15 protein-coding genes are annotated in these 13,590 nt (G+C 69.6%); 11 read left to right on the forward strand and 4 right to left on the reverse strand.

The window, feature by feature from the left end; all coding sequences use genetic code 11:
* Positions 1-91: 91 nt before the first annotated feature.
* Positions 92-253, reverse strand: coding sequence for a hypothetical protein (locus DAT37_RS44175; protein ID WP_157978559.1), 162 nt, complete (start codon positions 251-253; stop codon positions 92-94).
* Positions 254-339: 86 nt separating this feature from the next.
* Here DAT37_RS44175 and DAT37_RS19905 point away from each other — a divergent pair, with 86 nt between their 5' ends.
* The 6 genes from DAT37_RS19905 (at position 340) to DAT37_RS19925 (ending at position 5,135) form a co-directional block, all read left to right on the forward strand.
* A complete protein-coding gene (locus DAT37_RS19905) occupies positions 340-1,338 on the forward strand; it encodes a helix-turn-helix domain-containing protein (RefSeq protein ID WP_109526307.1) in 999 nt (332 codons plus the stop codon).
* 147 nt (positions 1,339-1,485) lie between these two features.
* On the forward strand, positions 1,486-2,046 hold the full coding sequence (locus DAT37_RS19910) for a bifunctional adenosylcobinamide kinase/adenosylcobinamide-phosphate guanylyltransferase (protein WP_109526308.1): 561 nt from the start codon (positions 1,486-1,488) through the stop codon (positions 2,044-2,046).
* 134 nt (positions 2,047-2,180) lie between these two features.
* Complete coding sequence (gene cobT / locus DAT37_RS19915) at positions 2,181-3,266, forward strand: nicotinate-nucleotide--dimethylbenzimidazole phosphoribosyltransferase (protein WP_232839869.1); 1,086 nt, start codon at positions 2,181-2,183, stop codon at positions 3,264-3,266.
* Positions 3,263-3,385 (forward strand): hypothetical protein, encoded by a 123-nt coding sequence (locus DAT37_RS46075; RefSeq protein WP_269814790.1) that lies wholly within the window; start codon positions 3,263-3,265, stop codon positions 3,383-3,385. Before cobT ends, DAT37_RS46075 begins: the two co-directional genes overlap by 4 nt.
* A complete protein-coding gene (locus tag DAT37_RS19920; RefSeq protein WP_109526310.1) occupies positions 3,382-4,131 on the forward strand; it encodes an adenosylcobinamide-GDP ribazoletransferase in 750 nt (249 codons plus the stop codon). Before DAT37_RS46075 ends, DAT37_RS19920 begins: the two co-directional genes overlap by 4 nt.
* Before the next feature lie 290 nt (positions 4,132-4,421).
* The gene (locus DAT37_RS19925) at positions 4,422-5,135 is read left to right on the forward strand and encodes an MBL fold metallo-hydrolase (RefSeq protein ID WP_109526403.1); all 714 of its coding nucleotides are present in this window, start codon (positions 4,422-4,424) and stop codon (positions 5,133-5,135) included.
* 51 nt (positions 5,136-5,186) lie between these two features.
* Here DAT37_RS19925 and DAT37_RS19930 read toward each other — a convergent pair whose 3' ends face one another.
* Complete coding sequence (locus tag DAT37_RS19930) at positions 5,187-6,287, reverse strand: branched-chain amino acid aminotransferase (protein WP_109526404.1); 1,101 nt, start codon at positions 6,285-6,287, stop codon at positions 5,187-5,189.
* 112 nt (positions 6,288-6,399) lie between these two features.
* A complete protein-coding gene (gene gcvT / locus DAT37_RS19935) occupies positions 6,400-7,500 on the reverse strand; it encodes a glycine cleavage system aminomethyltransferase GcvT (RefSeq protein WP_109526311.1) in 1,101 nt (366 codons plus the stop codon).
* A 185-nt stretch (positions 7,501-7,685) separates the two neighbouring features.
* On the opposite strand from gcvT, the gene DAT37_RS19940 reads away from it, so the two are divergent.
* The gene (locus DAT37_RS19940; protein ID WP_109526312.1) at positions 7,686-9,197 is read left to right on the forward strand and encodes a leucyl aminopeptidase; all 1,512 of its coding nucleotides are present in this window, start codon (positions 7,686-7,688) and stop codon (positions 9,195-9,197) included.
* A 123-nt stretch (positions 9,198-9,320) separates the two neighbouring features.
* On the opposite strand, the gene DAT37_RS19945 is transcribed toward DAT37_RS19940, so the two are convergent.
* Positions 9,321-9,683 (reverse strand): oxidoreductase, encoded by a 363-nt coding sequence (locus DAT37_RS19945; RefSeq protein WP_198654360.1) that lies wholly within the window; start codon positions 9,681-9,683, stop codon positions 9,321-9,323.
* 257 nt (positions 9,684-9,940) lie between these two features.
* On the opposite strand from DAT37_RS19945, the gene sucB reads away from it, so the two are divergent.
* The 4 genes from sucB to DAT37_RS19965 all read left to right on the forward strand — a co-directional run bounded on the left by sucB (position 9,941) and on the right by DAT37_RS19965 (position 13,586).
* Positions 9,941-11,716, forward strand: a complete 1,776-nt coding sequence (sucB, locus tag DAT37_RS19950) for a 2-oxoglutarate dehydrogenase, E2 component, dihydrolipoamide succinyltransferase (RefSeq protein ID WP_109526313.1) — start codon at positions 9,941-9,943, stop codon at positions 11,714-11,716.
* A 23-nt stretch (positions 11,717-11,739) separates the two neighbouring features.
* The gene (locus tag DAT37_RS19955; RefSeq protein WP_109526314.1) at positions 11,740-12,648 is read left to right on the forward strand and encodes a TIGR01777 family oxidoreductase; all 909 of its coding nucleotides are present in this window, start codon (positions 11,740-11,742) and stop codon (positions 12,646-12,648) included.
* Complete coding sequence (locus DAT37_RS19960; RefSeq protein ID WP_232839870.1) at positions 12,645-13,169, forward strand: GNAT family N-acetyltransferase; 525 nt, start codon at positions 12,645-12,647, stop codon at positions 13,167-13,169. Before DAT37_RS19955 ends, DAT37_RS19960 begins: the two co-directional genes overlap by 4 nt.
* A gap of 72 nt (positions 13,170-13,241) precedes the next feature.
* The gene (locus DAT37_RS19965) at positions 13,242-13,586 is read left to right on the forward strand and encodes a DUF3024 domain-containing protein (RefSeq protein ID WP_109526315.1); all 345 of its coding nucleotides are present in this window, start codon (positions 13,242-13,244) and stop codon (positions 13,584-13,586) included.
* The last annotated feature ends 4 nt before the right edge of the window (positions 13,587-13,590 follow it).

Consider the following 13,590-nt stretch of genomic DNA (forward strand, 5'->3'; position numbering starts at 1 on the left):
TCGCGACAGACGCACACGGGCCTCTTCGTCACTGCACCCTTTCGGACGCGGTCACGGAGAGGCCCGTGGCATATCCGGACCGAGGCCGGGATCAGTGATGGTGGGAGGCACGGCCGAGGATGACGTCCAGTTCGGCGCGTACGCGCTGGGCATCGCGATCGACGACATCGCGGGAGCCCGCCGGGGTGCGTCCACGGACCAGGAATACGCCGAAGACCACGATGATCGCCATGGTGAGGAGAAAAGTAATCATGGCAGTAATTTTGCGTCCATAGATTTTCCGCCGAAAGTGGCTGTTCTGCCGTTGTCCGCAAATATTCGGCCAGGTACGCTGAGCGCATGCTCTCGAAGGTGGCCGTCGCGCTGTCCGAACCACTCGCCATGTTCGAATTCGGCGTCGTCTGCGAGGTCTTCGGCCTCGACCGCACCATGGACGGACTGCCGGGATTCGACTTCAGGGTCTGCGGCGCCGAACCGGGGAAGCCGTTGCGCTCCACCACCCCCGGCGTCACGGTCACCCCGGATCACGGGCTCGACGCGCTGCTCGACGCCGACCTGGTCGCCATCGCGGCGTTCCACGTCTCGGGTCTGGACAACCCGGAGAACCAGCCGATCATCGACGCGGTCCGCGCCGCCTTCGACGCGGGCGCGATCGTGCTCACCGTCTGCTCCGGCGCGTTCATGGCGGGCGCGGCAGGCCTGCTGGACGGGCGCAAATGCACCACGCACTGGAAATACGTCGACCAACTCGCCGCCCGCTTCCCCGAGGCGACCATCGATCCCGACGTCCTGTTCGTCGACGAGGGCAATCTGATCACCAGCGCGGGCACCGCCGCGGGCATCGACGCCTGTCTGCACCTGGTGCGCAGGGAGATCGGCAGCAACGCCGCCAACGCCATCGCCCGCCGCATGGTGGTGCCGCCCCAGCGTGACGGCGGTCAGCGCCAGTTCATCGAACGTCCCGTCGCCGCGTGCAGTTCGGAAAGTCTGAGCGAGACCCTCCAGTGGATGAACGAGAACCTCGAACTCCAGCACACCGTCGAGGATCTGGCCGCCCGCTCGACGATGTCCACCAGGACCTTCGCGCGCCGCTTCGCCGCCGAAACCGGGACGACACCGGTGAAATGGCTCACCAACCAGCGTGTTCTCTACGCGAAGCAGCTGCTGGAGGAATCCGATCTCGGACTGGAGCAGATCGCCGGACGCGCGGGTTTCGGTTCGGGCGCGCTGCTGCGTCACCACTTCCAGCGACTGGTCGGAATAGCGCCCACCGAGTACCGCCGGCGCTTCGGTTCGTCCTCGGAGGGGCAGCGATCGGACCCGGCCCCGATCGGGTGAGCGCCGCCCGCCGGTGATCGCGGCCTGTCGGCGATCGCCGTCCGTCGGTCTACGCGGCCGTCGGTGAACGCCGGCCATCGGTGAACGCGCCTCGGCGTCCCCGGTCCGACCCGGTTCCACGGGGGCGACAACAGCGTGGTTGATAGATTGCCGACCGTGCCACCCCCGAGCGCCGACCCCGTCCGCCCCCCGCGCACGCTCGTGCTCGGCGGAGCCAGGTCGGGGAAATCCGCGTACGCCGAGAACCTGGCCGGGGCGGACGGGCCGGTCCGTTACGTGGCGACCTCGGTGCCCGACCCCGCCGATCTCGATTTCGCCGAGCGCATCGCCGTCCATCGGCGACGGCGTCCATCCGATTGGGTCGTCGTCGAAAGTATCGACCCGGCAGGTGTTCTCGCCGATCCGTCGACCGGTGCGACGCTCATCGACGATATCGGCACCTGGCTCACCGCCCGCATCGATGCGCGCGCGGCCTGGGAGGCCCCGCGCGGCACCGTCGGACCGGACGCGGACGAACTGGTCGCGGCGGTGGCGGCGTATCCGGGTCACCTGGTGGTCGTGAGCCCCGAGGTCGGCATGGGCGTCATTCCCGCGACGCGTTCCGGGCGGCTTTTCCGCGACGAGATCGGCGCGCTCAATCAACGGCTGGCCGCCGTGTGCGACGAAGCGTTCCTGGTCGTCGCGGGTCTGCCGCTGCGCCTGAAATAGGCGAGCGCTCGCCGTCGGCGCATGTGATGAGCCGTGCGAACGAGTCGGGCGCTGTCACCGCGCGGGAACCGGCCGGGCAAGATTGGTCGGCGGAACCACGCGCGGCACAGACGCCCCGACCGAGAGGCTCGACAGTGATAGACGGATTCGGACCGGTCACACCCCCCGACCCGGACATTCGTGCGGCGGCGGCGCAACGGCAGCAGCAGTTGACCAAGCCCGTCGGGGCGCTCGGGCGGTTGGAGGAACTCGGCAACTGGGTCGCGGGCTGCCAGGGTGTGTGCCCGCCGGAACAGTTCCGGCGCGCGCGAGTGGTGGTCTTCGCCGGGGACCACGGGATCGCGCGCCACGGTGTGTCCGCCTATCCGAGCGAGGTGACCGCGCAGATGGTCGCCAACTTCCGCGCGGGCGGCGCCGCCGTAAACGCCCTGGCCGCGGTGGCGGGTGCGACGGTGCGCGTGGTCGATATCGCCGTCGACGCCGAGACCGACGACGTCGTCGGCGCGCACAAGGTGCGCCGGTCCAGCGGATCCATCGATCGGGAGGACGCGCTCACCCCCGAGGAGATCGAAGCGGCCCTGGCCGCCGGCCGGGCCATCGCCGACGACGAGATCGACGCGGGCGCGGATCTGCTCGTCGCGGGCGATATGGGTATCGGCAACACCACCCCGGCCACCGTGCTCATCGCCACGCTCACCGATACCGAACCGATCCGCGCGGTGGGCCGCGGCACCGGTATCGACGATGCGGGCTGGTCGCGCAAGGTCGCCGCGATCCGTGACGCCATGCGCCGCGCGCGGCCCGTCGCCAAGGATCCTGTCGAACTGCTTCGCGTGGCCGGTGGCGCGGATATCGCCGCGATGGCGGGATTCCTGGCGCACGCCGCGAGCAGGCGCACGCCCGTCATCCTCGACGGTGTCGTCGTGACCGCCGCCGCGCTGGTCGCCGAGGATCTCGCCGCGGGCGCGCGCGACTGGTGGCTCGCGGGGCACCGGTCCACCGAACCGGCCCACGCACTCGCACTCGGCCGCCTGCGTCTGGAACCGCTGATCGACCTCGGCATGCGCCTCGGCGAGGGTTCCGGCGCCCTGACGGCGCTGCCGATCCTGCGCGCCGCCGTCGCTACCCTCGCCGAGATGTCGACTTTCGCCGAGGCCGGTGTGAGCACGTCCGATGACAGTGCCGAGGCCGAGGCGGCACGACCTGATCTGACGAAATGAGCGGTTACCCCGAAGCGCGTGACGCGACCGGAACGAGCATCGGGCAGGCCGTGGGCACGACGATCGTGGAGTATCACGGCGGCAAGATCTGGATCGACGGCGAACGCGGGCCGATATGAACGGGTTGCGGCTGGCCGTGTCCTGGCTGACGGTGCTTCCGGTGCGCGGTCCCGACGACGTCGATCGGAACGCCGCCGGACGGGCGATCGCGCTGGCCCCGGTCGTCGGCGCGCTGCTCGGCGCCGCGGCGGCCGGACTGCTGTGGCTGTTCACCTCGGTCGGCGCGAGCACACTGCTCGCGGGCCTGCTCGTCGTCGTCGCACTCGCGGCGGCGACCCGCGGCATGCACCTGGACGGGCTGGCCGACACCATGGACGGACTCGGCAGCTACGGTTCGCCGGAGCGTGCGCGCGAGATCATGAAGGGCGGTGCGGCCGGGCCGTTCGGCGTCGCCGCGATCGTCTTCGTCGTCGGGCTCCAAGCGGTCTCGTTCGCGGCGCTCGCGGACCACGAACGGTGGTACGCCGTCGCGCTCGCGGTCGCGCTCGGGCGCACGCTCGTCGTGCTCGCCTGCCGACGCGGTGCGCCCGCCGCCCCGGGCACCGGCTTCGGCGCGCTGGTGGCGGACACGCAATCTCCGGTCACCGCGGCACTGTGGACGACCGCCGGGGTCGCCGCCGCGATCTTCGCGGTGCCCGAGCGTGCCTGGCTCGGCCCGCTGGTCGTCCTCGTCGCCGTCGGGGCGGCGACGGTACTCGTCCGGCATACCGCGCGGCGTTTCGGCGGGCTTTCGGGTGATGTTCTCGGCGCGGTGGTAGAGATCTCGGTCGCAATATCCGCGATCGGGTTCTCCCTCGCGCTCTAGCGACGAACGCCACAGCGTTCCCTCCGGCATCCGCGCCCTCTCCTGTCACATCCGTCGACGCCTCGACGGCCCGTACCGCGGGTTGTGACCGATCAGAGCGACGGTTGCCTCCGTCACCGCACCGTCGATACCCACCGGTACTCCGGGCCGGAACATCGGATCCGTATTCGCGCTCGACTCAAGCGAATTCGCCGCACACCCCGCCCGACGACGGTGCGTGCGCGCCGGGCAACGGAATGTTTGCGGCACCGAGATGCCAACCGTCTGGGTCAGGACATAAGGTGAGCGGCATGTCTTCCGAGCGCATCTACTTCCGACAGCTGCTGTCCGGCCGTGACTACGCCGTCGGCGACCCCATCGCGACGCAGATGCGAAATTTCGCGTACCTGATCGGCGATCGGGAGACGGGCGAAGCCGTCGTCATCGACCCCGCCTACGCGGCCGCCGACCTCGCCGGGATCGCCGAGAGCGACGGCATGCGGCTCACCGGTGTGCTCGCCACCCACCACCATCCCGACCACGTCGGCGGGACCATGATGGGTTTCACCCTCGGCGGTGTGCGCGAACTCCTCGAAACCGTCAGCGTGCCGGTGCACGTGAACGCCCACGAATTGGACTGGGTCGCCAATGTCACCGGGATCGCGCCCAGCGAGCTCACCGGCCACGAACACGGTGACAAGGTCTCGGTCGGCGCCTTCGACATCGAGTTACTACATACCCCCGGCCACACCCCCGGCAGTCAGTGTTTCCTGTTCGACAACCGGCTCATCGCGGGCGACACGCTGTTCGTCGACGGCTGCGGGCGCACCGACTTCCCCGGCGGCGACTCCGACGAGATGTTCCGCAGCCTGCGCCACCTGGCCGCCCTCGACGGCGACCCGGTCGTCTACCCGGGCCACTGGTACTCCCAGGAACCCAGCGCCACCCTGTCCAGCATCAAGGACAACAACTACGTCATGCGACCGCAGACCCTGGAGCAGTGGCAGATGCTCATGCCCGGCTGAGCGAACCCGGGAACGACACCGCGGACGGCCGGGCCGACAGCCCGGCCGATCTCACATTCCGCGCATCCACCCGTGGATATCTTCGAAGGTGCCGCGCTGGATACCCGTGAGCGTGTCGCGCAGCGCCATCGTCACCTCGCCGGGTTCCCCACCGCCGATGGTGAACTCCCCCTCGGCGGAGCGAACCCAGCCGACCGGGGTGATGACCGCCGCGGTGCCGCAGGCGAATACCTCGGAGATATCACCGGATTCGGCGCCCTTGCGCCACTCCTCCACCGACACCTTGCGCTCCTCCACGGGATAACCCGAGTCGGCGGCCAGCGTGAGCAGCGAATCGCGGGTGATACCCGGCAGCAGCGATCCGGACAGTTCCGGGGTCACCAGACGGGCTTCCGAACCCGAGCCGAAGACGAAGAACAGATTGTTGGTGCCCATCTCCTCGACGTAGCGGCGTTCGACGGCGTCCAGCCACACCACCTGGTCGCAACCCTTTTCCGAAGCCTGCGACTGGGCGAGCAGCGAGGCCGCGTAATTACCGGCCACCTTCGCCTCCCCGGTGCCGCCGGGGGCCGCGCGCACGTATTCGGTGGACAGCCACACCCGCACCGGCTTCACCCCGCGCGGGAAGTACGCGCCCGCAGGGGAGCCGAGCAGCAGGTATTTGTAGGAGGCCGCGGGCTTCACACCGAGCCCGGCCTCGGTCGCGAACATGAACGGCCGCAGGTACAGCGAATCCTCGCCGCCCGCTTTCGGCACCCAGTTCCCGTCGGCCTCCAGCAGTTGGCGCACCGACTCGATGAACAGTTCCTCGGGCAGTTCGGCCATCGCCATCCGGCGTGCCGACCGCTGGAAACGCGCGGCGTTGGCATCGATCCGGAAACAGGAGACGCTGCCGTCGGCCTGCCGGTAGGCCTTGAGTCCCTCGAAGATCGCCTGTCCGTAGTGGAAGACCATGGTCGACGGGTCCATCGCGAGCGATCCGTACGGCTCCAGCCGCGCGTTGCTCCAGCCCTCGCCCTCGGTGTAATCGATCGACACCATGTGGTCGGTGAAGAATCGCCCGAATCCGGGTGCCGCCAGAATCTCCTGTACCCGCTGCGCCGGGGTGGGCGCAGGATGAGGGATACGGGTGAACTGTGCGGCAGCGGTCATGGAATGGATCTTATCTGCCACCTTTTCCCGGCGTTTACCGCCTTGGTCACGACTCGATAGAGGCGACGGCGGTCGCCGGGAACGACCGCCGAGCGGTATCGGCCCGACGGCCTCAGGCGGTGCGGGTCTCGACGAACGGAGGTTTGACGACCGAGCAGCGCAGCCGTCGCCCGCGCACGTCCACCTCGACCTCGATATCGGGCAGCAACTCGCGCGCGGTGTCGACGAGGGCCAGCGCGATACCCACCTTCAGGGTGGGCGAGAAGGTTCCCGAAGTGGTTTCGCCCACCGGTTCCCCGTCCAGCAGCACTTGCTGCCCCTGGCGCAGCACCCCGCGATCGATGGCCTTCAGCCCCACCAGGGTTCGGCGCGGACCCGCCGCCCTCTCGGCCTCCAGCGCCGCCTTGCCCCAGAATTCGGGTTTCTTCCAGCCGACCGCCCACCCGCAGCGCGCCTGCACCGGCGTGATGTCGGTCGACAGCTCGTGGCCGTGCAGCGGATACCCCATCTCGGTGCGCAGGGTGTCGCGCGCGCCGAGTCCGGCGGGCTGACCGCCCGCCGCGCGGACCGCGTCGACCAGCGCGCGGAACAGCGGCTCGGCATCGTCCCAGCGCGGCAGCAGTTCGTAGCCGTGCTCGCCGGTGTATCCGGTGCGGCACACGCGGACCGCGCGACCGTCCCACTCGGCGTCGGCGTAGGCCATGTACTCGAGCTCGGTCGGCAGGCCGAGCGCGGTCAGCACGTCGGCCGATTTCGGGCCCTGCACGGCGAACACGGCGAAATCGCGGTGCTCGTCGGTCACCGTGACGCCCTGCGGCGCGGCCTTACGCAATTCCGCGACCACGGTCGCGGTATTCGCCGCGTTGGGCACGAGGAAGATCTCGTCCTCGCCGACGTAGTAGGCGATCAGATCGTCGATCACGCCGCCCTCTTCGGTGCAGCACAGCGTGTACTGGGCCTTACCGGGCCGGATTCGACCGAGATCGTTGGTCAGCGCGGAGTTCACGAATTCCGCCGCGCCCGGCCCGCGCACGGTCGCCTTGCCGAGATGACTCACGTCGAACAGGCCGACCGCGGCGCGCACGGCCTGGTGTTCGGTGACTGTCCCCGCGTACGACACCGGCATCTCCCACCCGCCGAAGGGCGCGAAACTCGCGCCCAACTCGGCGTGCACTCCGCGGATCGGGCCTTGCAGCAGGTTCGTCTCGGTCACCCGGCGAGCTTAGCCGCCGCCGAACCGCCGTCGGGGCGCCACGCGATCGAACCCGTGCGGCGGCGCTCGCGGCGGCCGACAGGGAAACCGTGGCGTGTCGGTGACGTTCGTTTCGACAGGCGTTCGGCCCGCTACTCGGTGGCGTCGCGCTGCGATACCGGAAGCGAACCGAATAACCTGTGCCAATGACAGCTGTTGCAGATCGCTCGCTCGGACCGGAACTGGCGCGTACCGAAACAATCGGCCCGGACACCGACGTCCTCGTCATCGGGTTGACCTCTTCGGAGAACGGCCCGGCCATCGCGCCCGACGACTTGTTCAGTGACGTGCTCGGCGCCGACATACGCGCGGAGCTGCTGGATCAGCTCGGCGCGGTCGGCGCCAAAGGTAAACCCGAAGAACTCACCCGGGTCCCGGCTCCCGCCGGGCTGGAAGGCGTCACCAGCGTGCTCGCGGTCGGGCTCGGGTCCCCCGACAAGGTCGACGCGGAACAGATCCGTCGCTCGGCGGGTGTGGCGGCCCGCTCGCTCAGCGGCACCGAACTGGTCGTGACCACCCTGTCCGGACTCGATCTCGGGGCCGCGGCCGAAGGCTTCTACCTGGGCGCGTACACCTTCACCCCGTTCAAATCCGGCAAATCCGCGCCGAAGTCGGACGAGCGTCCCGTGGTACGGGTCGAATTGCTCGTCCCCGAACCGGAATTCGGCACCACCGAACTCCTGCGCGCGCAACTCGTCGCCGAAGCCGTCGCCACCGCGCGCGATTTCGTCAACACTCCGCCGAGCCACCTGTTCCCCGCCGAATTCGCCACGCGGGCGGCGACACTCGCCGAGGCCGCGGGGCTGGAGGTCGAGGTTCTCGACGAGAACGCCCTGGAAGCGGGCGGTTACGGCGGTGTGCTCGGCGTCGGCAAGGGTTCGTCGCGACCGCCGCGGCTGGTCCGGCTCACCTACGCGGGCGGTGACAAGAAGGTCGCGCTGGTCGGCAAGGGCGTCACCTTCGACACCGGCGGTATCTCGATCAAGCCCGCGCAGAACATGGAGAACATGACCTCGGATATGGCGGGAGCGGCCGCGGTCATCGCGGCCACCCTGCTCGCGGCGCGGCTCGGCCTGCCGATCACGGTGACCGCCGTCGTCCCGATGGCCGAGAACATGCCGTCCTCCACCGCGCAGCGGCCGGGCGACGTGCTCACCCAGTACGGCGGCACCACCGTCGAAGTGATCAACACCGACGCCGAGGGCCGCCTCATCCTGGCCGACGCCATCGTGCGGGCGGGCGAGGACTCCCCCGAGTACATCATCGACGTCGCCACCCTCACCGGCGCCCAACTGGTCGCGCTCGGCACCCGCACCCCGGGCGTCATGGGCACCGACGATTTCCGCGACCGGGTCGCGCGCATCTCCCGCGAGGTCGGCGAGAACGGGTGGGCCATGCCGCTTCCCACCGAACTGCGGGCCGACCTGAATTCCAAGGTCGCCGATCTGGCCAATGTCGCACCGCACCGGTGGGGCGGCATGCTCTCGGCCGCGCTGTTCCTCAAGGAGTTCGTCCCCGAGGGCGTGCAGTGGGCCCACCTCGATGTCGCGGGTCCGGCGTACAACACCGGCGGGCCCTTCGGCTATGTCGGTAAGGGCGGCACCGGGGTTCCGGTGCGGACCCTGATCGCCGTCATCGAGGACATCGCGGCGGAGTAGCCGGTGAGCCCGGGGGCCTGCGGCCCGGGCACACGCCGGATTTCCAGCGAGGGCGACCACGGACGACGAGGATTGCCGCGCGCTCGGTCGAGTCGGGATCGGACACCGATCGAGCACGCGGTCTCAGAGATCGCGCAGTTCGTCGTCGAAGGCGCGCTGTCGCTCGATCCGCTTGCGCGCGTCGTGGTCCCGCATCCGCTGCGGATAGCCGGTCTTGCCGACGTCGTAGACGGGGATCCGCAGATCCGAGGCCAATCGCCGCGCCCCGCGTTCCCCGACGATCCGCCGGGTCCATTCCCCGTCGGAGGCGACCAGCACGACAGTGACATCGGTCACTGTCGTCTTGGGCTCGAGGAACCCCTCCACCCCTTCGCGGGCGCGCACCCACTCGGCCAGGTAGCGAGTATCCGCGTTACCCGCACTCCCCCGGCGCCCCGTACCTCTGCCCCCGGTCACAGCGCCACGGAAACGATCCAGCAAACCCATCGACGCCGACCTCCTCACGGCACGGCGGAAACCTCACCACCGGTCTTTCCATCTTGCCAGCTGGGCGGCAGATGGACGCCCTGTGCTACATGCCACGCGATCGAGTGCAAGGATGGATCGCGGTACAAGAACCACACGGATCTCCGGTGCCGCCGAATGGTCGGTGGCTTGCGGACTTTCGCCGCGACCCGCGGCGCGAGGTCCGCCGGAGATCAACTGTTGTAGAACCCGTCGAGCAGTCAGAGGAGTCAACGGACATGGCCTTCTCCGTCCAGATGCCGGCTCTTGGTGAGAGCGTCACCGAGGGAACGGTGACCAGGTGGCTGAAGCAGGAAGGAGACACGGTCGAGGTCGACGAGCCGCTGCTCGAAGTCTCCACCGATAAGGTCGACACCGAAATCCCGTCGCCGGCGGCGGGCGTGCTGTCGAAGATCGTCGCCGCGGAAGACGACGTTGTCGAGGTCGGCGGTGAGCTCGGCGTGATCAGCGACGCGGGCGAAGCGCCAGCGGCCGAGTCTTCCCCCGAGCCCGAGGCCGCAGCGCCCGAGCCGGAACCCGAACCCGAGCCGGAACCCACCCCGGCGCCCGCCGCGCAGTCGGCCCCCGAACCCGCGCCCGCCGCGGCCTCGGCCGCCCCGGCCTCCGGATCGGGAACCCCCGTCAAGATGCCCGAACTCGGCGAGTCGGTCACCGAGGGCACGGTCACACGCTGGCTCAAGGCCGTCGGTGACGAAGTCGCCGTCGACGAGCCGCTGCTCGAGGTGTCGACCGACAAGGTGGATACCGAGATCCCGTCTCCCGTCGCCGGCACCCTGCTGGAGATCAGCGCACAGGAAGACGATGTCGTCGAGGTCGGCGGACAGCTCGGCGTGATCGGCAGCGGATCCCCCGCCGCCGCGGCGCCCGAGCCCGAGCCCGAGCCCGCACCCGCGCCGGAACCGGAGCCGGAGCCCGCACCCGCCGCGGCCGCGCCCGCACCGAAACCCGCCCCCGCCCCCGCTCCTGCGCCCGCCAAGGCTCCGGCCCCGGCGCCCGCTCCGGCCAAGGCCCCGGCGGCCACCGCCACCGCGGATTCCTCCGGCAACGGCGCGACCCCGTACGTCACCCCGCTGGTCAGGAAACTGGCCGAGGAGAACGGCGTCGACCTGGGTTCGCTCAGCGGTTCCGGTGTCGGCGGACGCATCCGCAAGCAGGACGTCATCGCCGCCGCCGAGGCCAAGAAGGCCCCCGAGCCCGCCCCGGCTCCGGCCGCCGCACCCGCCGCGAAGGCTCCCGCCGCCGCTGCCGCGCCGTCGCCCAAGCTGGCGCATCTGCGCGGCACCGTGCAGAAGGCCAGCCGCATCCGGCAGATCACGGCCACCAAGACCAGGGAATCGCTGCAGACCACCGCGCAGCTCACCCAGGTGCACGAGGCCGACGTCACCAAGATCGCGTCGCTGCGCAGCCAGGCCAAGGCCGGTTTCAAGAGCCGCGAGGGCGTCAACCTGACGTTCCTGCCGTTCTTCGCCAAGGCCGTTGTCGAGGCGCTCGGGGTGCACCCGAACGTCAATGCCAGCTACGACGAGTCGAGCAAGGAGATCACCTACCACGCGTCGGTGCACCTCGGCATCGCCGTGGACACCGAGCAGGGTCTGCTCTCCCCGGTGATCCACAACGCCAGTGACCTGTCGCTGGCGGGCCTGGCGCGTGCCATCGCCGATATCGCCGACCGGGCCCGCAACGGCGGACTCAAGCCGGATGAGTTGGCGGGCGGCACCTTCACGGTGACCAACATCGGCAGCCAGGGCGCGCTGTTCGACACTCCGATCCTGCTCCCGCCGCAGGTGGGCATGCTCGGAACCGGCGCGATCGTCAAGCGCCCGGTGGTGGTGACCGACGAGACCGGCAACGAGTCCATCGGCGTCCGGTCGATGTGCTACCTGCCGCTCACCTACGATCACCGCCTCATCGACGGCGCGGATGCCGGTCGCTTCCTGACCACCATCCGGCATCGACTCGAGGAAGCGGCGTTCGAAGCGGACCTCGGCCTGTAGTTCGGGAAGGTCGTCTGTCACCCATGAAGGTCGTGATCGCCGGTTCGTCCGGGCTGATCGGGACGGCGCTCGTCGCGGCACTGCGCCGCGACGGGCACGAGGTGGCTCGTCTGGTGCGTCGCCGCGCCGCCGCACCGGACGAATTCGTGTGGGATCCCGCCCGTGCCGAACTGGACGGGCGGGCCCTGCGCGACGCCGACGCCGTCGTGAACCTCTGCGGCGCGAGCATCGGTCGCCGTCGCTGGAACGGCCACTACAAACAGGAACTGCGCGACAGCCGCATCACCCCGACCGACGTCCTCGCCGACAAGGTCGCAGGCGCGGGCGTACCCGTCCTGGTCAATGCCAGCGGCGTGCACTATTACGGCGGCGACACCGGCGACCGCGTCGTCGACGAGTCCTCCCCCGCCGGAACGAGTTTCCTGGCCACCCTGTGCCGCGACTGGGAAGCCGCGACCAAACCCGCCGTCGCCGCGGGTGTGCGCACGGTGCTGCTGCGCAGCGCCGTGGTGCTGTCCAGGAACGGCGGCATGCTCGACGCCCTGCGCCCGCTGTACTCCCTCGGCCTGGGCGGCCGCTTGGGCAGCGGACGCCAGTACGCGCCGTGGATCTCCCTCGACGACGAGATCGGCGCCATCGTCTTCGCGCTCACCAACCAGACCGTCGGCGGCCCCGTCAACGCGGTAGGCCCGGCCCCGGTCACCAACGCCGAATTCAACCGCGCGCTCGGCAAGGCCCTGCACCGTCCGACCCCGCTCGTGGTACCCGCCTTCGCGCTGCGCGCCGTGGTCGGCGAATTCGCCGACGAGGCCGTGCTGAGCGGCCCGCGCGCCATCCCGACGGCGTTGGAGGAAGCCGGATACACCTTCCGTCACCCGACCATCGGCGCGGCGCTGGCCTCGGTGATCGGCCGAGGCGGAGACGACCGGTGACCGAAACCGATTCCCACGTGATCCGGGATGCCCGGCACGCGGATCTCCCCGCAATCCTCGCCATCCACAACGCCAATATCGCCACCTCCACCGCGATCTGGGATATCGACCAGGTCGGGATCGAGGAACGCGAGAACTGGTTCCGGGATCGCGGCGCGGCGGGGATGCCCGTTCTGGTCGCCGAGGTCGACGGCGACGTCGCCGGTTACGCCAGCTACGGCCAGTGGCGGCCCAAGGTCGGATACCGCTTCTCCGTGGAGAATTCGGTGTACATCGACGAGCGGTTCCACCGGCGCGGCCTCGCCACCGCGCTGCTCACCGAACTGATCTCCCGCGCGTCGTCCTCGGGGCGCGTGCACGCGATGATCGCGGCCATCGAATCGAGTAACGAGGCGTCGGTCGTCCTGCACGAGCGCTTCGGTTTCGTCATCGTCGGCCGGTTGCCCGAGGTCGGATACAAATTCGACCGCTGGATGGATCTCACCCTGATGCAATTGGCCCTGCCGGTGGACCCCCGGTAGATCCCGGATCGAGGCCACCCCCGGCACGCCACGAGTGGCACACTCGGCCGGCGGTTGCGATCATCGATCCCCATGACCCGCGGACTGCCCGAACTGGACGTGGCCCGTGCGCGACGCTGGGCCGCGAAGCAGGTCCCCGAGCACGTGCGCGACGAGATCCGCGTCGAATGCGATATCGCCGCACGTCATCTGACGATCTGCGAATGCAGGCCGCCCTGGCGCGAGGATTTCGGCCCGGAATGGACACGTTTCCCGATCGCACGGTTGCACTTCACCAAGACCACCGGCCTGTGGACGTTGTACTGGCGCGACCGGAACCTGAAATTCCACCGCTATCGCTACCTGGAGCCCAGTCCCCACATCCACGACCTGCTCGAATATCTCGACCAACGAGCCGACCCGATCTTCTGGGGTTGATCGC

Source organism: Nocardia aurea (assembly GCF_003123685.1).
Classification (GTDB): domain Bacteria; phylum Actinomycetota; class Actinomycetes; order Mycobacteriales; family Mycobacteriaceae; genus Nocardia; species Nocardia aurea.